Origin of the sequence: Cryobacterium sp. MP_3.1, assembly GCF_035984795.1 — a bacterium.
GTDB lineage: Bacteria > Actinomycetota > Actinomycetes > Actinomycetales > Microbacteriaceae > Cryobacterium > Cryobacterium zongtaii.
In genome coordinates this window covers 23,817-41,934 of sequence record NZ_JAXCHV010000030.1, presented here as the reverse complement: position 1 = coordinate 41,934, position 18,118 = coordinate 23,817, and the positions used below count along the sequence as shown (strand labels likewise).

Here is an 18,118-nt window from a genome sequence, read left to right as displayed (position 1 = left end):
AAAACGCTCGACTGGGATACCCCAGCCGAGCGTTTACGTGATCTAATTCAAAGCACCTAAACCATCAGGTGTTGCAACGACCGCTAGAAACCGCCCTCGCGTTTCGGGGCTTTTCTCACAGCTCGAGAGCTCCTAGCGCGCGGGGACTTCCGCGTACTCGCCGATGCGTGCGGTGCGCAGGACCCGGTCCAGCAGCTGGTCGAAGTAGTGCGCCATCTCCTGGGCGCTGTCGCCCGGCCAGGTGTGCAGGGGCTTCGCGGCGCCCTGGGCCTGCTGCAGGCTGGTGCGCTCCGGAAGCTGCGGGCTGAGCACCAGCGGTCCGAACATGTCGCGCAGTTCCTTGATCCGGAACTGGTGCTCCAGTGACGCCGTGCGGGCGCGGTTGACGATGATGCCCAGCGGCTGCAGCCGGGGGCTGAGGCCACGACGGATCTCCTCGATCGCGCGCAGGGCACGGTCGGCGGCGGCCACCGAGAACAGGCCGGGCTCGGTGACCACGGCGACCCGGTCGCTGGCGGCCCACGCGGTGCGGGTGAGCGCGTTCAGCGAGGGGGCACAGTCGATCAGCACGAGGTCGTAGTCCTTCTCCACGGTGGAGAGGGCCTCCTCGAGCTTCCAGATGTCCCGGATGCTGGGGTGCGGGCCGTCGAAATTGATGGCGGAAGGGCTGCCGATCATGACGTCGATCGTGCCGGGGCGACCGCGGGTCCAGCCGCTGGGCGCGATGGCTGCCCTGACGACTTTTTCCTTCGGCGAAGCCAGCACGTCGGCGACGTTGAGGTGGCCGGCGAGCTGGATGTCGAGCCCGGTAGAGACATCTGATTGCGGATCGAGGTCGACCACGAGGGTCCGAACACCGCGGGCGAAGGCGGCAGAAGCCAGACCAAGGGTTACCGTGGTCTTGCCTACCCCTCCCTTGAGGGAGCTAACGCTAAGTACGTGCACAAGTAGATACGTTACCTTCACTAGTCTTAGAGAACCTAACCGTCAGCTGTGTGCCGCTCCCGGATCGAAAGGTCTCTATGTTCACCAAAATCCTCGTCGCCAACCGTGGAGAGATAGCAATCCGCGCGTTCCGCGCCGCCTATGAACTGGGCGCGAAAACCGTCGCCGTCTTCCCGTTCGAAGACCGCAATTCACTGCACAGGCTGAAGGCCGACGAGGCTTACGAGATCGGCGAACCCGGACACCCCGTCCGCGCCTACCTCGATGTGTCCGAGATCATCCGGGTGGCCAAGGAGAGCGGCGCAGACGCCATCTACCCCGGCTACGGATTCCTCTCCGAGAACCCCGAGCTCGCCGAAGCGGCCAAGGCCGCCGGCATCACCTTCATCGGGCCGGGCTCGCACGTGCTCGAGATGGCCGGCAACAAGGTCACCGCCAAGGAACACGCCATCGCCGCCGGTGTGCCCGTCCTCAAGTCCAGCGCACCGTCGCGCGACGTCGAGGAGCTCATCGCGGCCGCGGAAGAGATCGGCTTCCCGATCTTCGCCAAGGCCGTCGCCGGCGGCGGCGGACGCGGCATGCGCCGCGTCGCCTCCATGGCCGACCTGCGCGGCTCCCTCGAAGAGGCCATGCGCGAGGCCAACAGCGCCTTCGGTGACCCCACCATGTTCCTCGAGCAGGCGGTGCTCCGGCCCCGCCACATCGAGGTGCAGATCCTCGCGGATGCCACCGGCGAGACCGTGCACCTGTTCGAGCGCGACTGCTCGGTGCAGCGCCGCCACCAGAAGGTCATCGAGATCGCACCGGCCCCCAACCTGCCGGAGGAGATCCGTCAGCGCCTGCACGCCGACGCGGTGGCCTTCGCCAGGTCGATCGGGTACGTCAACGCCGGCACCGTCGAATTCCTGCTCGACACCGTCGGCGAACGCGCCGGCCAGCACGTGTTCATCGAGATGAACCCGCGCATCCAGGTGGAGCACACCGTGACCGAGGAAGTCACCGACGTCGACCTCGTGCAGTCCCAGATCCGCATCGCGGCGGGGGAGACCCTGGCCGACCTCGGCCTGGGCCAGGACACGATCAAACTGCGCGGCTTCGCCCTGCAGTGCCGCATCACCACGGAGGACCCCACCGCGGGATTCCGCCCGGACACCGGCAAGATCACCACCTACCGCTCGCCCGGCGGTGCCGGCATCCGCCTGGACGGCGGAACCATCAACCCCGGCGCGCAGATCAGCCCGCACTTCGACTCGATGCTCGCCAAGCTCACCTGCCGCGGCCGCGACTACGCGTCCGCCGTCACCCGCTCCAAGCGCGCGCTGGCCGAGTTCCGCATCCGCGGCGTCTCCACCAACATCGCCTTCCTGCAGGCCGTGCTGGAAGACCCCGACTTCGCCAACGGCGACCTGAGTACCTCCTTCATCGACGAGCGTCCGCAGCTGCTGCGTGGCCGGGCCTCCAAGGACCGCGGCACGAAGATCCTCAACTGGCTCGCCGACGTCACCGTGAACCAGCCCAACGGTGTGCCCCTGACCCTGCTGAACCCCGCAGAGAAGCTGCCCAAGCTCGACCTGTCCATTCCGGCGCCGGAGGGTTCGCGGCAGAAGCTGCAGCTGCTCGGCCCGGTCGGCTTCGCCAGCGCCCTGCGCGCCCAAACCGCGCTGGCCGTCACCGACACGACCTTCCGTGACGCCCACCAGTCGCTGCTGGCCACCCGGGTGCGCACCAAGGACCTCGTCGCCGTGGCCCCCTACGTGGCCAGGCTCACCCCCGAACTGCTCTCGGTCGAGGCCTGGGGCGGTGCCACCTACGACGTGGCCCTCCGCTTCCTCGGCGAAGACCCGTGGGAGCGTCTCGGCGCCCTGCGCGAGGCCCTGCCGAACATCAACATCCAGATGCTGCTGCGCGGCCGCAACACCGTGGGCTACACCCCGTACCCCACCGAGGTGACGGATGCGTTCGTTCGCGAGGCCAGCGACTCAGGTGTTGACATCTTCCGCATCTTCGACGCCCTCAATGACGTCAACCAGATGCGCCCGGCCATCGACGCCGTGCTGAACACCGGCGACAGCGTTGCCGAGGTGGCGCTCTGCTACACCGGCGACCTGCTCGACCCTGCCGAGGACCTCTACACGCTCGACTACTACCTGCGCCTCGCCGACCAGATCGTGGCCTCCGGCGCGCACATCCTGGCCATCAAGGACATGGCCGGGCTGCTGCGGCCCGCCGCCGCGGCGAAGCTCGTCACCGCGTTCCGCGAACGATTCGACCTGCCGGTGCACGTGCACACGCACGACACCCCCGGCGGCCAGCTGGCGACCCTGCTGGCGGCCTCCCAGGCCGGAGCCGACGCCGTGGACGTGGCCAGCGCCCCGATGGGCGGCACCACCAGCCAGCCGTCGGCGTCCTCCCTCGTGGCCGCGCTCGCTCACACCGAACGGGACACCGGCATCTCCCTGCAGAATGTCTGCGACCTCGAGCCGTACTGGGAAGACGTGCGCCGGGTCTACCACCCCTTCGAATCGGGCCTCCGCGCCCCCACCGGCCGGGTGTACAAGCACGAGATCCCGGGCGGGCAGCTGTCCAACCTGCGCACCCAGGCCATCGCGCTCGGCCTCGCCGATGACTTCGAGCTCATCGAAGACATGTACGCGGCAGCGAACGAGATCCTGGGCCGCGTGCCCAAGGTGACACCGTCCTCCAAGGTCGTCGGTGACCTGGCCCTGTACCTCGCGGCCGTGAACGCCGACCCGGCTGATTTCGAAGCCAACCCGTCCAAGTACGACGTACCGGACTCCGTGGTGGGCTTCATGGCCGGCGAACTCGGCGACCTGCCGGGCGGCTGGCCGGAGCCCTTCCGCAGCAAGGTGCTCGAGGGCCGCAGCATCCGGGTGAGCACGACCGAGCTGACCGACGAGGAACGTACCGCCCTCGACGCCGACAGCCCCACTCGACGCGCCATGCTCAACCAGCTGCTCTTCCCGGCTCCCACCCGGACCTTCCAGCAGATCCGCGAACTCTTCGGCGACCTGTCCGTCGTCGACACCGTCGACTACCTCTACGGTCTGCGGCAGGGCACCGAACACTCGGTCGAGATCGACAAGGGTGTGCGGCTCTACGTCGGGCTCGAGGCGATCGGCGAGGCCGACGAGAAGGGCATGCGCACCGTCATGACCATTCTCAACGGGCAGCTGCGTCCGGTCTTCGTGCGTGACCGCAGCATCGCGGTGGTCAGCAAGGCGGCCGAGAAGGCCGACGCCAACCAGCCCGGCCAGATCGCCGCACCGTTCTCCGGTGTGGTCACCCTGCAGGTCGCCGATGGCGACCACGTGACCGCCGGCCAGAGCGTCGCCTCGATCGAGGCCATGAAGATGGAAGCAGCGATCACCTCACCCATCGCCGGCGTCGTCGAAAGGGTCGCGATCCCCGCCACCCAGCAGGTCGACGCGGGTGACCTGCTCGTAGTGGTGCGGCCACGCTAGGCTGAGGCCTGATTTGGGGCCCATTCGTGGCCCGCGAAAAAAACGAGGAGTCTGCTGTGACAGATCGACGGACAGACGATGCCCAACCGCACGATGAGGGCGACGGCCAGCTGAGCCCGGCCCCGGCAGGGGCCGGGTCACCGGTGTCCGGCGGTGCCAGAGCGCGACCGGGTGACGAGTACCACAGCGAACTCCCGCCGCACACCTTCGACAACCTCGCCGCCGCCCTGCCCGAGAGCTTCGTCTCGCTCGGCGCCGCCGGCCTGCCCAGGTCCGCTGTCGCGCCGCGCGCCGCGCACGACCCGGCCACCCCGGCGGCGGGCGCACACCCCGGCACTCACACCATCGAGATCGTCACCCCGCAGCCGGCGCGAGGCGTCACGGCTCCGCTGGGCGCGAGCGGCACCGCAGCGGCAGCCCTGTCCCGGAGCACCGCACCGACGAGCGCGGCAACGGCCAGCCGGCGCGACCGCACCCGAACGGATGCCGTCGCCCCGGAATCCGCGTCGATGCTCACCTCCGACCGGCTGCTGGAGATCAACCGCAAGACCCGGCGCCCGCCGAACGGCAGCTGGAACCGGTTCGTCTACAACGCCACCTTCCACCTGGTCAACCTGGGCGATTCGGCCGCCGTCCGCGCGCACCAGGCCATGGACGAACGCATCCAGAAGCAGTTCGAGGGCGGCGCGAGGTTCGTCCCGATCCTCACCCGCAAGGGCGGCGTGGGCAAGACCACCGTCACCGCACTGCTCGGCATGGCCATGGCCGACGCCAGGGAAGACCGGATCATCGCCGTGGACGCCAACCCCGACCGGGGCACCCTGAGCGAACGGGTCTCCAAGCAGACCAGGTCGACGGTGCGCGACGTCGTGACCAAGGCCGCCTCCATCGGCGGCTTCACCGATTTCTCGGCGTTGGTTTCCAGGGACGAGACCCGTCTGGACATCCTGGCCAGCGACACCGACCCGCTCCTGTCCGAGGCGTTCGACGAGAACGACTACAACGTCGTCGCCGACCTGGCGGCCCGGTTCTACTCGATCGTCCTCACCGACTGCGGCACCGGGATCGTGCACTCGGTCATGCGAGCGACCCTGCAGCGCGCCGACTCCATCGTGATCGTGTCCGGCGGCAGTGTCGATGAGGCCAGGTTGGCCTCCGAAACGCTGACCTGGCTCGAGGCCAACGGTTACGGCGACCTCGTGCGCAACGCCATCGTCGCCCTCAATACCGCGACCCAGGGCACCAACCTGGTCAAGCTCGAGGAGATCGAGTCGCACTTCCGGTCCCGGGTTCGCGAGATCGTGCGGATCCCGTACGACCCGCAGCTGGCCGCCGGCAGTGTGGTGTCCTTCAAGGACCTCAAGCCGATCACCCGACTGGCCGCGCGGACCCTCGCCGCCCTCGTCGTCGAAGGGTTGCCGGCCGAGCGCCGCGCCTGACTCCCTCGCACCGTATCCGTTCCATCCGTTCCATCTGATCCATCCGTTCATCCTGAAGAGAGTTTCCCCGTGCCCGAACGCCAGATCCGCCTGCTGGGCGATCCCGTCCTCAAGACCCGCTCAGAGCCGATCGGCACCATCGACGCCCGGGTGCGCAGCCTCGTCGAAGACCTGGTGGACAGCGTGAAGCTGCCGGGCCGGGCCGGCGTTGCCGCGGCCCAGATCGGCGTGAACCTGCGTGCCTTCAGCTACAACATCGACGGGGACATCGGCTACATCCTCAACCCGGTTCTGGTGGAGCTGGCGGGGGAGCCGGCGATGGTCGACGAGGGTTGCCTGTCGGTGCCCGGCCTGTGGTACCCGACCAAGCGCTACCCGTTCGCCAGGGTCACCGGCATCGACCTGGACGGCAACCCCGTCGCGGTGTCCGGCGAGGGCCTCATGGCGCAGGCCCTGCAGCACGAGACCGACCACCTCGACGGGCTGCTCTACCTGGACCGGCTCGACAAGGCGAACCGGCGTGCAGCGATGAAGGAAGTGCGCGAGTCCGACTGGTTCTAACCTGTAGAGGTTGTAGCCAGCACAGACGAACGAGCTGCCCCGCTGTAGCCGGGCAGCTCGTTCGTGTGTCCGCGCCTAGTCTTGTGCGGTCTCGCGCACCGGCACGGCTGCCGTCATCGGGTTCGCACCGTAGAGGTTCTGGATCTCGGCGGCGAAGTCCCGGAGGATCACGTCCCGCTTGATGCTCATCTTCGGCGTGAGGTATCCGGCCGCCTCGGTGAGTTCGATGGGCAGCACCACGAACTTGCGGATGGACTCCGCCCTGGACACCGTCTCGTTGGCGTGGTCGATGGCCCGTTGGACCTCGGCAAGGACCTTGGGGTGCACCGACGCGTCCATGAGGGACATCCCGGCGTCTTCGTGGTTGTTGTTCAACCAGACCGGCAACATCTCGGGGTCGAGGGTGACCAGCGCCGCGATGAACGGTTTCTGGTCGCCGACCACGACGACCTGGCCGACCAGCGGGTTCGACCGGATCGGGTCTTCGAGGGCTGCCGGAGCGACGTTCTTGCCGCCGGCGGTCACGATGATCTCTTTCTTGCGCCCGGTGATGGAGAGGAACCCGTCGTCGTCGAGGGCACCGATATCCCCGGTCTTCAGCCAGCCGTCGTCGAAGACGGCGGCGGTGGCCTCCGGGTTCTTCCAGTACTCGGTGAAGACGTTGACACCCTTCACCTCGATCTCACCGTCGTCCATCACCCGCACCGAGACGCCGGGCAGCGCCGGGCCGACACTGCCGATCTTGGACTTGGTGGCCAGGTTCACCGTGGCGGGGGCCGTGGTCTCGGTCAGGCCGTAGCCCTCCAGGATGACGATGCCCAAGCTGTGGAAGAAGTGGCCCAGGTGAGCACCGAGCGGGGCGGAACCGGAGACGGCGAATTTGACGTTGCCGCCCATCGCGGTGCGCAGCTTGCTGTAAACCAGCCTGTCGAACAGTGCGAACTTGATCTTCATGCCCAGCGGGATCCGCTCGCCGGCCTCGACCAGCTTGGAGTGCGCCACGGCGACCTCGGAGGCGGCCTCGAAGATCTTCCCCTTGCCGCCGGCCTCGGCCTTCTGCTCGGCGGAGTTGTAGACCTTCTCGAAGACCCGGGGGACGGCGAGGAGGAAGGTCGGCTTGAAGCTGCCCAGCGACGGGAGCAACTGGCGGGTGTCCGGCTGGTGACCCACCCGGACGCCACCGTGCACGCAGAGCACCGCGATGAAGCGGGCGAAGACGTGCGCCGTGGTGATGAACAACAGGGTGGATGCGCCGTTCTCGTCGGTGAGAACGGGCTTGAGGGCGATCCCGGCGTTGCGGCTGGTCTCGACGAAGTTGGCGTGGCTGAGCACGCAGCCCTTGGGCCGGCCGGTGGAGCCTGACGTGTAGATCAGGGTGGCGATGTCGGAACCGACGGCCAGGCGACGGCGTCGCTCGATTTCGGCATCCGGAACATCGACGCCCCTGGCGGCGAGCTTGTCCAGGTCACCCAGATCGATCTGCCAGACCGTCTCAACCTCGGGCAGGTCGGGGTGCACCTCGTCGAAACGGGCGAAGTGGTCCGCGGTTTCCACGATCAAGGCTGTCGCACCGGAATCGCTGAGGATCCACTGCACCTGGCTGGGCGAACTCGTCTCGTAGACCGGCACGAGCACGGCGCCGGCGAACCAGACGGCGAAGTCGATCAGGGTCCACTCGTAACGGGTTTTACAGGTCAGGCCGATCTTGTCGCCGGGCTGAATGCCGGCGGCGACGAACCCCTTGGCCAGGGCGACGACCTGGGCGTGGAAGGCGGTGGTCGTAACCGGAAGCCAACCGCCGTTCTCGGGCCGGGAGAACAGAACCAGCTGCGGGGTCAGGGCGAGACGGTCGACCAACAGGTCGGTGACGTTCGCGTTCGGGTCTGCGGGGACGACGGCGGGCTCAGCGAACTGTTTCACGGTAACTCCTTTGGCACCGGACGGGTAAGTGCGACCACTCTAGCCGCTGAATCGACACGAACCTGCGATTCTCCCGGCGGCGTGGTCATTTACTACACTCTAGGGGGTGCCTTGCGTGGTCGATCAGGTCGCTGCGTGCCCCGTTCCGTTTTGAGCCGACCTGAAGAACTTCCTGTTGCTCCACCAACGAAAGGTGCGCACGTGCACGCCATTGGGATTGACATCGGCGGAACCAAGATCGCCGGTGCCCTCGTCGACGAATTCGGAACCATCATCAAGTCGGATCGTCGACCGACCGACGCCGCGAACCCGAGCGAGATCGAAAACGCTGTCGTGGAGATGATCAAGGATCTCTCCGCCGGCGAAGACGTCATCGCCGCCGGCGTAGCCGCCGCCGGGTTCATCGATGCCGCCCAGTCGACCGTGTACTACGCCCCGAACATCAACTGGCGCAACGAACCGATGCGCGAGAAGCTCGAATCGCGCCTGTCGCTGCCGATCATCGTCGAGAACGACGCCAACGCCGCCGGATGGGCCGAATTCTGCTTCGGCGCCGGCCGCCTGTACAGCGACATGGTCACCCTCACCATCGGCACCGGCGTCGGCGGCGCCATCGTCGCCAACGACCGCCTGTTCCGCGGCGGCTTCGGCGTGGGCGCCGAGTTGGGCCACATGCGCGTCGTTCCCGACGGCCTGCCCTGCGGCTGCGGCGCCCACGGATGCATCGAACAATACGGCTCCGGTCGGGCGTTGGCTCGCATCGCCAACGAGTTCGCGGATGCCGGCGGCATCGGCCTGGGCCTGGCCGCCGCCCGCGGCAAGCACGGCAAACTCACCGGCAAGGACATCGGCCGGCTGATCCAGGACGGCGACCCCGGCGCCCTCGCGGCGCTGCGCCAGCTGGGCACCTCGCTCGGCCAGGCCTGCGCGAGCCTCGCCGCGGTGCTCGACCCGCAGGTGTTCGTCTTCGGCGGCGGTGTCGCCGCGGCCGGCGAGCAGCTCCTGGAGCCGATCCGCACCGCCTACCTGGCCAACCTCCCCGCCCGCGGCTACCACCCCGAGGCCGAGTTCGCGATCGCGGAGCTCGTCAACGACGCCGGCGTCGTCGGCGCCGCCGACCTCGCCCGCCGACACGTCACCGGTGAGTAGGCTGGCTGTGTTTCTCCACCGCGTGTTGCGCGACTGCGCCGGCCGGCATCCGCTTATCTAAGGACACCGATGTTCTACTGGTTCATGAAGAATGTTGTGGCCGGCCCGCTGCTGCTCGGCCTGTTTCGGCCCTGGGTGATTGGGCTGGACAACATCCCCAAGGAGGGCGGTGTCGTTCTGGCGAGCAATCACCTGTCCTTCATCGACTCGGTCTTCCTGCCTCTGGTGGTGCCGCGCCGGGTGGTGTTCCTCGCCAAGAGCGAGTACTTCACCGGCACCGGCCTCAAGGGCTGGGCGACCAAGCAGTTCTTCAAAGCCACCGGCCAGCTGCCCATCGACCGCTCCGGGGGCAAGGCGTCGGAGGACTCCCTGAACACCGGCCTCGCGGTCCTGAACGGCGGGGGAGCGCTCGGTATCTATCCCGAGGGCACCCGCAGCCCGGACGCCCGGATGTACCGGGGTCGCACTGGTGTGGCCCGCATGGTGTTGGAGGCCGGCGTCCCCGTCGTCCCTGTGGCCATGATCGACACCGAGAAGGCCATGCCCACCGGCACCCGCATCCCCAAGGTGCGCCGGATCGGCATCGTCATCGGGGAGCCGCTGGACTTCAGCCGGTTCGAGGGAATGGAGGGCGACAGATTCGTGTTGCGCTCCGTGACGGACGAGCTGATGTACGAACTGCGCCGCCTCAGCACCCAGGAGTACGTCGACGTGTACGCCACCAGTGTCAAAGAGAAGCGCGCCAGCCTTTCACGCTAGGCTCGAATATCGTTCATCCCAGACCCGCGCTCGTGCGGGCCGCATTAGAGAAAACAGGCTCAGTCCCGTGGTAGACCCCACCGAACCGGTTGTAATGGCAGACAAATCTGTGATCGCCGGACTGGACTATTGGCGCACCCTTCCCATCAAGCAGCAGCCGGCCTGGCCGGATGCCGACGCCGTCGCGGCCGCCTCCGCCGAGCTGGCCACGCAGCCGCCGCTGGTCTTCGCCGGCGAGGTCGACATCCTGCGCGACCGTCTGGCCGAGGCTGCCCGCGGCGAGGCCTTCCTGCTGCAGGGCGGCGACTGCGCCGAGACCTTCGGCGGAGCCACCGCGGAGCAGATCCGCAACCGGGTGAAGACAGTGCTGCAGATGGCCGTCGTGCTCACCTACGGTGCGTCCATGCCCGTGGTGAAGATGGGCCGCATGGCCGGACAGTTCGCCAAGCCCCGCTCCAGCGACTTCGAAACCCGCGGCGGCGTCACCCTGCCGGCCTACCGCGGCGACATCGTGAACGGCTACGACTTCACCCCGGAGTCCCGCGAGGCCGACCCCGACCGGCTGGTGAAGGCGTACCACACGTCGGCGTCCACCCTCAATCTCATTCGCGCCTTCACCCAGGGCGGCTTCGCGGACCTCCGCCAGGTGCACAGCTGGAACCAGGGATTCGCCAAGAACCCGGCCAACCAGCGTTACGAGGGCCTGGCCAAGGACATCGACCGCGCCATCAAATTCATGATCGCCTGCGGGGCCGACTTCGAGGCCATGCGTCGCACCGAGTTCTACACCAGCCACGAGGGCCTGCTGATGGACTACGAGCGCCCCATGACGCGCATCGACTCCCGCACCGGAACGCCGTACAACACCTCGGCGCACTTCGTCTGGATCGGCGAACGCACCCGGGAGATCGACGGCGCCCACGTGGACTTCCTGTCCCGCGTGCGCAACCCGATCGGCGTCAAGCTCGGCCCGAGCACCTCGATCGACGACATGCTGCGCCTGATCGACAAGCTCGACCCGAACCGCGAGCCCGGCCGGTTGACCTTCATCACCCGGATGGGCGCCGGCAAGATCCGCGACGCCCTGCCGCCGCTGCTCGAGGCGATCAAGGCCAGCGACGCCATGCCGCTCTGGGTCACCGACCCGATGCACGGCAACGGCGTCACCACGCCCACCGGCTACAAGACCCGTCGTTTCGACGACGTCGTCGACGAGGTCAAGGGCTTCTTCGAGGCGCACCGCGCCGTGGGGACGCACCCGGGCGGCATCCACGTGGAGCTCACCGGTGACGATGTCACCGAGTGCCTCGGTGGCTCCGAGCACATCGACGAGGCCGCCCTGGCGACCCGCTACGAGTCGCTCTGCGACCCGCGGCTCAACCACATGCAGTCGCTCGAACTGGCGTTCCTGGTCGCCGAGGAGCTCGCGGCCCGCTAACCCGCACCACCAGCACCACCGAGTTGCCCCGTTCCGGACGAGCTGCTCCCGTATCCCGGGGCAACTCGTCCGCAGCGGGGCATCTCGCGTCTGACGCGAGCAGGAGACGGTGGATCTAGCCGAAGGGGTTGGTGGGGGTCAGGGTGATGGAGCTGCCCTTGGCCGCGAGGGTACCTGCCGCCGGATCCGTCGACTTGATGCTGATGATCGCCGCAATGGTATCCGCGGCCAGGTTGTAGTTCAGCTTGAAGCCGAGGTCGGTGAGCACCTGCTTGCCCTCGCTCCAGGCCATCCCCACCACATTGGGGATCTCCACGGGCTCCGGGCCCCGGGACACCGTGAGGATGAGAGTCGAGCCTGCCCGAATCGGACCCTCCTCGGCAGCGGCGACCGAGATGACGTCGCCCTCCGCAATGGTGTCGCTGTAGGTTTCTTCGCCTGCCGTGGCGACGAGGCCCTTGTCTTCGAGGATGCTGACGGCGTCATCGAGCGATTCACCACCGACGTCGGGGATGGGTCCGAGCGACACCACGAGGTTGACCTTGAGCCCCTCGAAGTAGTCGCCGCCCGCCGAGACGTCGCCGCCGTCGCTCTCCCGGCTGGCCGAGAGCACCAGGCCCTCCTCGACGTCGCCGTTGAACACCTCGTCGACCTGACCGGGAACGGCCTTCGCTTCGGCGATGGCCGAGGCGGCGGCATCCGCGCTGAGACCGGCCAGCGGCGGTAGCGTGATCGGCGCGGGTCCCTGCGAGACGTTGAGGGTCACCGTGCTGCCCTGGGCAACTCGGGCCCCGTCGCCGGGGTCGGTGCTGACGATCAGCCCGGCCGGGATCTCGGTGCTGTATTCGGTGCCCTGCTCGGCGACGAGGCCGAGCTCTTCGAGTGTCGCCGTAGCCTCCTGGGGGCTCACCGAAACCAGGGAAGGAACCTGGACCTCCGAACCTGGACCGGCACCGAAGTACCAGCCGACACCGCCGGCCAGAGCGGCCAGGAACACGATCAGGGCGAACAACCAGTAACCCCGGCGGCGGCGCTTCGTGGCGCTGCCCGCGAGCTGGGCGGTGTTGTCGGGTTCGTCGTCGTCGTCTTCTTGCGCGACTGCGGCGGCGGGCGCGACGGCCAGAGGGCTGCGGCCGAGGATTTGGGTTTCGGCGTCGGCCGATGCGGCCGCGATGCCCCGGGGGAGCACCATGGTGGCCTGCATGGCCGTGTCGCCTGGGGGTCGCACGAGTTTTTCCACGTCGAGCAGCTGGTCGAGCATCACCCTGGCGTCACGGGGACGCTCTTCAGGGTCGCGGGCCGTCGCCCAGAGCACAAGTTCGTCGAGCTCGGTGGGAGTGCCGGGCGCGACCAGGCTGGGCATCGGCACGGTGTCGTTGGCGTGCTGGTAGGCCACCTGCATGGGAGCCTCACCGACGTACGGCTGCTCGCCAGTGAGCATCTCGTAGGTCATGATGCCCAGCGCGTAGATGTCGCTGCGGGCGTCGGCGATGCCGCGGGTGACGAGTTCGGGGGAGAGGTAGGCCACGGTGCCGAGCAGGGCCTGACCGGTGGCGGTGTTGTTGTTCACGGCGCGGGCGAGCCCGAAGTCGCCGATCTTGATGCGACCGTCGTCAGCGAGCAGCACGTTCTCAGGCTTGACGTCCCTGTGCACGATGCCGGCCTTGTGTGCGGCCGCGAGACCCGAGAGCACCGCCTCGAGGATGTCCATGGTCTGCTCGGGCGTGAGCTTGCCGTAGTCCTTGAGCAGGTCACGCAGCGTGATGCCGGGCAGGTGCTCCATCACCAGGTAGGCGATGTCGGCATCCTGGCCCTGGTCGAACACGTTCACCACGTTGGGGTGGGCGAGTCGGGCCGCGGAGCGGGCCTCCTGGATGAAGCGACTGCGGAAGGCGTTGTCGTCGGCCAGGTGGCCGTGCATGATCTTGATGGCCACCCGGCGCTCGAGGCGCAGGTCGGTGGCGAGGTACACGGTGGCCATACCGCCGCGGGCGATCCGGGAGCGCACCTGATAGCGGCCGTCGATGAGACGGCCGATCATGGGGTCTGTGGGGCTTTCGGTCACCCGATGAGTCTACGGAAAAGTCGGGCGTTCCTCTGGACCGCCGGCAGCGCGGCGTGACACGATTCGGTCACTGATCCTTCGGATCGTCGGTTTCAGCCGAGGTCGGCGAGCCAACTGCGCGCGGATGCTTCCCAGTTGGCGTAGAGGTCGGGGTGTCCGGACAGCTGAACGGCCTGTGCCGCCTGGGTGACCGTCATGGCCTCCCAGCCCGGGATGTCCAGGAGCCCACGGGTGATGCCGGGGTTCGGGTTCACCGATCCGCCGAAGAAGGCCCGGGTGGCCCGCTCCGGGTCCATGACCTGCTCCTCGGTGCCCCAACCGGAACTGGGGCGCTGCTGGAAGAGGCCGAGCGAATCGCGGTCGCCGTAGTCGATGTTGCGCATGCCGGATTCCTGCGCGGCGGCGGCCAGGGCCACGACGAGGGCGGCATCGCTCGCGCCGGCGTCCCGTCCGACAGAGATGATCAGGCGGGCGTTCGCGGCCATGTCCGCGGTGAGGGGCGTCACGGTGCCGCGGGCCGGAGCGGGTGTGATGACCACGGCGGGAACAGCGTTGAGGACCGGTGCGGTGCTTGTCGGTGCGGGGCTCGCGGATGCGGCGCCGGGGAGGGTCAGCACCTGGCCGGGGTAGATGATGCTCGAGTAGCCCAGGCCGTTGGCTTCGAGGATCGCCTGCACCGAAACGCCGGCGCCGGTGGCGACCTTGTCCACGGTGTCGCCGGCCACCACAGTGTGGCTGCCGGGCGTCGAGGCAGTGACGGTTGTCGAGGCGACCGTCGTGACGGCGGCAACGGCCGAACCGGAGGCGGGCAGCACGATGACCTGGCCGGGGAAGATGATGCTGTTACGGCCGAGACCGTTCACGCTGAACAGGGCGTCGGTGGGCACCCCGTGGGCGGCCGCGACGCCGCTGAGCGTGTCACCGGACTTGATGGTGTACCTGGTGAGTTCGGTCGCGACAGGGGCAGGGGTGGCGGCGACGGCGATCGGCGCCGTGGACAGGGTGAGAACCTGGCCGGGGAAGATCACGGCGGACCAGCCCAGCCCGTTCAGGGCCAGGACCGAGGCCGTCGATAGGCCGAACTTGCCGGCGATGGCGCTGATGGTGTCCCCGTCGACGACGGTGTACTGGCTGGGCGCGGGCGTCGCCGTGGCCGGCTGAACGGCCTGCGCCGGCTTCACGGCGACCTGCGGAACCGTGGTGCGGCTCTTCAACGGCTTCTTGAGCGCGGTGGCGGCCTGGGCCGGTGATGCCAGGTTGAGCACGATGGCGAGGGTGCTCACCACAACAAGGGGAATGCTGGCGAAGGCGCCGATGGACCGCCGCATTCCGGTCGGAGCCGGGCGGTGCCGTGCTGAGCTGGTCTCGACGGGGGAGTCCGGTCGGACCGTCCCCGTTTCGATCTTGCTGGCTCTAACCGACATGACGCTCCGCTCGTTGACTACTCGTCGACAACTATCTCCGTGAGAGCTGACGTGTCCTCAACGCTGACACAGATGGAATGCCGAGTCAATTAACCACGCGGGTACGCCGCAGGAAGTGTCTGGAATTGGCGACGAAACAGGGGTTTGTCGGCGATGACGAATCATGGGAAGCTTGAGGGGTGACCGAATCGTCTTCTGTTCAAACATCCGCCTCCGGCCCAGACTGGCTCGACATTCCCGACCTCGTCGAGGTCCTCGGCATCAGCCACAGCCGGGTTCGGCAGCTCATCGAGGACAAGCACCTGCTGGCCGTCCGCCGCGACGGCAAGGTCAGCGTGCCCGCCTCCTTCATCCGCGATGGCGCGCCGGTCGGTGAGCTTCGCGGCACCCTGATCGTGCTCGCCGACGACGGTTTCACCGACGACCAGGCCATGGAGTGGCTGCTCGAGGTGGACGACAGCCTCGGAGTCCCCCCGATCGACGCCCTGCTTGCCGGCCGCAAGGCCGAGGTCCGTCGCGTCGCTCAGGCCTTGGCGTAACCAGCCCCGGCCTGACCCGCTCCCGCTGAGACCGGCGGCGCGGCGCTAGAACACGCGCCGCGTCACCGTCCCGGCGAAGTCGGTCAGCTCTGCCGCGACCCCGGCCGCCACGTCCGAACCGGTCAACGCCTCCAGCGCCTGGCCGACGTTCTGCTGGATGAGGGTCTCCACCCTGTCGACGGCTCCGCTGTCCACGATGATCTGTTGCAACGACAAGATCTGATCCGGCGTCAGGTCGGGCCGGCCGAGCAGCCGGTCGACGGTGTGCAGCGAGGACGTGTCCAGGCGCTCCCTCGCAAGCGCGATCAGGACTGTGCGCTTGCCCTCCCGCAGGTCGTCCCCGCTGGGCTTGCCGGTCACTGCTGCGTCCCCGAAGACTCCGAGCAGGTCGTCCCTCAGCTGGTAGGCGATGCCGAGCGGCAGGCCGAAAGCACGCAGGGTGTCCAGCTGGTCGTCGGTGGCTCCAGCGAGGGCGGCGCCGATCACGAGGGGAGCCTGAACGCTGTACTTGGCCGACTTGAAGATGATCACGCGCACGGCGCGGTCGAGGAGCTCCGCCTCCGGCTGGGTGAGCCAGGCGCGTTCCTCGAGGATGTCCAGATACTGGCCGGCCGTGACCTCGGTGCGCATCAGGTTGAACTCCCGCCGCGCGCGACGGGCGCTGACCCGGTCGGGGGCGTCGTCGAGGCCCTCGTCGAGTAGCTCGTCGCTCCAGCCCAGCAGGAGGTCGCCGAGCAGGATCGCCGAGGCCCGGCCGAAGTCGCCGGGGCTGCCCGCCCACCCTTCGGCGCCGTGCAGGCTCTCGAAGCGGCGGTGAGCGGATGGCGCACCGCGGCGGGTGTCGGAATTGTCGATGATGTCATCGTGCACGAGCGCCGCGGCGTGGAAAACCTCCAACGCCGAGGCGACCGACACAATGCCTGCGGTCTCGCCCTGCACGCCGGCGGGAGCGCCCGACGCGGGGTGCCCGGGGGAGGCCGTGACGCTCTGCCAACCGAGGTAGGCGAACTGGGCCCGGAAGCGCTTTCCGCCGCTGAGAAACTGCCGTGAGAAGTCGACCAGCACAGCCAGGTCGCCGCTGATGGTCGTCACAATTGACTCACGCGTATTGATGAATTCGTCGATACGAGAATGAACCAGATCGACCAGTCGAGTGCTTTCGGTCACCTGCCTAGCCTAGCCATCTCGGCGGGACTAGAATTAGGGTCTAATCCGCTCGATCCCCAATTGGAGGAATGAGATGCCGCTTTCAGAACAAGAGCAGCGACTCCTCGAAGAGATGGAGCGCAGTCTCTATCACAACGATGCCGAATTCGTGGCGAGCGTTGGAGGCACCCGCCTCCGCCCCAACTACCGTTCTATTGTGCTCGGAGTACTCGCCGGCGTCGTCGGGATAGCGACTCTTGTCGCCGGTGTCGCGGTGCAACAGCTGTGGCTGGGTATCGTCGGATTCATCATCATGTTCGGAGGAGTGCTCCTGGCCATCACGCCTGGCCGCACAGCTCGGGCGACGAGGCCGTCGTCCAGCCAGCCCCGCCGTCCGGCTCAAGCTCGCAGCCAGCAGGGCTTCATGGACAAGCTCAATGACCGCTGGGACCGTCGACAGGACGGCCAGCAGTAATCACTCAGCAGTAACCAGCAACGCCCGCCCTCACCCAGACGGCGGGCGTTCTGCATTCCCCGGCTCCCGCCGCCCGCCACCCCGAACACTCCCTTTTCACCCACTTCGTCTCACCGAACAGGACCGGCCACCAGGTCGGTCCTTTTTTGCGCCCGAAATGTCCCTCAACCGCCCCAAAACGTGGGATTTTCCTCCACCCAGTGATTCCCAGTGTTTTCAGGGAATAATCGGGCAAGTTCGCAGCAATATTGCGCGTTTTCCAGACGCGGTGGTTGATAGTGGAGTAAAGTGGAGTAACACCTGACCTTGGCCGGAAGAGAGGGGTGATGAATGTTCCTCGGGACCTATGCCCCCAAGCTCGACGAAAAAGGACGCGTCATCCTGCCGGCCAAGTTCCGCGAGGAACTCTCGACCGGCATCGTTATGACGCGCGGCCAGGAACGGTGCCTGTACGTCTTCACCTCGCGTGATTTTGATGAAGTGCACGAAAAGATCCGCCAGGCGCCCATCACGAGCAAGGAAGGGCGCGACTTCTTTCGTGTCTTCCTGTCGGGTGCCAGCGCCGAAACCCCCGACAAGCAGAACCGGGTGACCATCCCGGCCAATCTCAGGGCCTACGCGGGCCTGGGCCGCGACCTCACGGTGATCGGCGTGGGCAACCGCGTGGAGATCTGGGACACCGAGGTCTGGGACCTCTACCTCATCGAGCAGGAAGCCTCGTTCGCCAACATCACGGAGGAGGTGATCCCGGGACTCTTCTAGCTCCTGGTTCCCGA

Annotated in this window: 14 protein-coding genes; 9 read left to right on the top strand and 5 right to left on the bottom strand. The window is 67.6% G+C overall.

Annotated elements, in window-relative coordinates; genetic code table 11:
• Positions 1-132: 132 nt before the first annotated feature.
• Complete coding sequence (locus RCH12_RS15420; RefSeq protein ID WP_088456041.1) at positions 133-945, bottom strand: ParA family protein; 813 nt, start codon at positions 943-945, stop codon at positions 133-135.
• A 77-nt stretch (positions 946-1,022) separates the two neighbouring features.
• Here RCH12_RS15420 and RCH12_RS15415 point away from each other — a divergent pair, with 77 nt between their 5' ends.
• From RCH12_RS15415 to def, 3 genes are all read left to right on the top strand, one after another.
• A complete protein-coding gene (locus RCH12_RS15415) occupies positions 1,023-4,427 on the top strand; it encodes a pyruvate carboxylase (protein WP_088456042.1) in 3,405 nt (1,134 codons plus the stop codon).
• A 56-nt stretch (positions 4,428-4,483) separates the two neighbouring features.
• Positions 4,484-5,866 carry a MinD/ParA family ATP-binding protein gene (locus tag RCH12_RS15410; RefSeq protein WP_327017442.1) on the top strand — a complete coding sequence of 461 codons (1,383 nt, stop codon included), beginning with the start codon at positions 4,484-4,486 and terminating at the stop codon, positions 5,864-5,866.
• Between the two features lie 69 nt (positions 5,867-5,935).
• Positions 5,936-6,427 (top strand): peptide deformylase, encoded by a 492-nt coding sequence (gene def / locus RCH12_RS15405; protein ID WP_327017441.1) that lies wholly within the window; start codon positions 5,936-5,938, stop codon positions 6,425-6,427.
• 75 nt (positions 6,428-6,502) lie between these two features.
• On the opposite strand, the gene RCH12_RS15400 is transcribed toward def, so the two are convergent.
• Positions 6,503-8,347 (bottom strand): AMP-dependent synthetase/ligase, encoded by a 1,845-nt coding sequence (locus RCH12_RS15400; RefSeq protein ID WP_103431703.1) that lies wholly within the window; start codon positions 8,345-8,347, stop codon positions 6,503-6,505.
• A gap of 201 nt (positions 8,348-8,548) precedes the next feature.
• On the opposite strand from RCH12_RS15400, the gene RCH12_RS15395 reads away from it, so the two are divergent.
• The 3 genes from RCH12_RS15395 to RCH12_RS15385 all read left to right on the top strand — a co-directional run bounded on the left by RCH12_RS15395 (position 8,549) and on the right by RCH12_RS15385 (position 11,693).
• A complete protein-coding gene (locus RCH12_RS15395; RefSeq protein WP_327017440.1) occupies positions 8,549-9,496 on the top strand; it encodes an ROK family glucokinase in 948 nt (315 codons plus the stop codon).
• A gap of 69 nt (positions 9,497-9,565) precedes the next feature.
• Positions 9,566-10,255, top strand: coding sequence for a lysophospholipid acyltransferase family protein (locus RCH12_RS15390; protein WP_103431705.1), 690 nt, complete (start codon positions 9,566-9,568; stop codon positions 10,253-10,255).
• 94 nt (positions 10,256-10,349) lie between these two features.
• Positions 10,350-11,693 carry a class II 3-deoxy-7-phosphoheptulonate synthase gene (locus tag RCH12_RS15385; RefSeq protein WP_088456047.1) on the top strand — a complete coding sequence of 448 codons (1,344 nt, stop codon included), beginning with the start codon at positions 10,350-10,352 and terminating at the stop codon, positions 11,691-11,693.
• A 115-nt stretch (positions 11,694-11,808) separates the two neighbouring features.
• Here RCH12_RS15385 and pknB read toward each other — a convergent pair whose 3' ends face one another.
• Both pknB and RCH12_RS15375 read right to left on the bottom strand, forming a co-directional pair.
• Positions 11,809-13,758 carry a Stk1 family PASTA domain-containing Ser/Thr kinase gene (gene pknB / locus RCH12_RS15380; protein ID WP_327017439.1) on the bottom strand — a complete coding sequence of 650 codons (1,950 nt, stop codon included), beginning with the start codon at positions 13,756-13,758 and terminating at the stop codon, positions 11,809-11,811.
• Between the two features lie 92 nt (positions 13,759-13,850).
• Entirely contained in the window at positions 13,851-15,182 is a 1,332-nt protein-coding gene (locus RCH12_RS15375; RefSeq protein WP_243399204.1) for a muramidase family protein, read from the bottom strand.
• A 179-nt stretch (positions 15,183-15,361) separates the two neighbouring features.
• Here RCH12_RS15375 and RCH12_RS15370 point away from each other — a divergent pair, with 179 nt between their 5' ends.
• Complete coding sequence (locus tag RCH12_RS15370; RefSeq protein WP_103431709.1) at positions 15,362-15,721, top strand: Rv2175c family DNA-binding protein; 360 nt, start codon at positions 15,362-15,364, stop codon at positions 15,719-15,721.
• 45 nt (positions 15,722-15,766) lie between these two features.
• Here the strand turns inward: RCH12_RS15370 and RCH12_RS15365 are convergent, their stop codons facing one another.
• Positions 15,767-16,888: a polyprenyl synthetase family protein gene (locus RCH12_RS15365; protein WP_327017438.1), complete on the bottom strand. Its 1,122-nt coding sequence runs from the start codon at positions 16,886-16,888 to the stop codon at positions 15,767-15,769.
• 73 nt (positions 16,889-16,961) lie between these two features.
• On the opposite strand from RCH12_RS15365, the gene RCH12_RS15360 reads away from it, so the two are divergent.
• Complete coding sequence (locus tag RCH12_RS15360; protein ID WP_088456052.1) at positions 16,962-17,342, top strand: DUF3040 domain-containing protein; 381 nt, start codon at positions 16,962-16,964, stop codon at positions 17,340-17,342.
• A 330-nt stretch (positions 17,343-17,672) separates the two neighbouring features.
• Positions 17,673-18,104: a division/cell wall cluster transcriptional repressor MraZ gene (mraZ, locus tag RCH12_RS15355; RefSeq protein ID WP_088456053.1), complete on the top strand. Its 432-nt coding sequence runs from the start codon at positions 17,673-17,675 to the stop codon at positions 18,102-18,104.
• The last annotated feature ends 14 nt before the right edge of the window (positions 18,105-18,118 follow it).

Coding starts and splice junctions, on each gene's coding strand:
- mraZ (WP_088456053.1), top strand. CDS start 17,673: ATGTTCCTCGGGACCTATGCCCCCAAGCTCGACGAAAAAGGACGCGTC.
- RCH12_RS15390 (WP_103431705.1), top strand. CDS start 9,566: ATGTTCTACTGGTTCATGAAGAATGTTGTGGCCGGCCCGCTGCTGCTC.
- RCH12_RS15415 (WP_088456042.1), top strand. CDS start 1,023: ATGTTCACCAAAATCCTCGTCGCCAACCGTGGAGAGATAGCAATCCGC.
- RCH12_RS15385 (WP_088456047.1), top strand. CDS start 10,350: ATGGCAGACAAATCTGTGATCGCCGGACTGGACTATTGGCGCACCCTT.
- RCH12_RS15375 (WP_243399204.1), bottom strand. CDS start 15,182: ATGTCGGTTAGAGCCAGCAAGATCGAAACGGGGACGGTCCGACCGGAC.
- RCH12_RS15360 (WP_088456052.1), top strand. CDS start 16,962: ATGCCGCTTTCAGAACAAGAGCAGCGACTCCTCGAAGAGATGGAGCGC.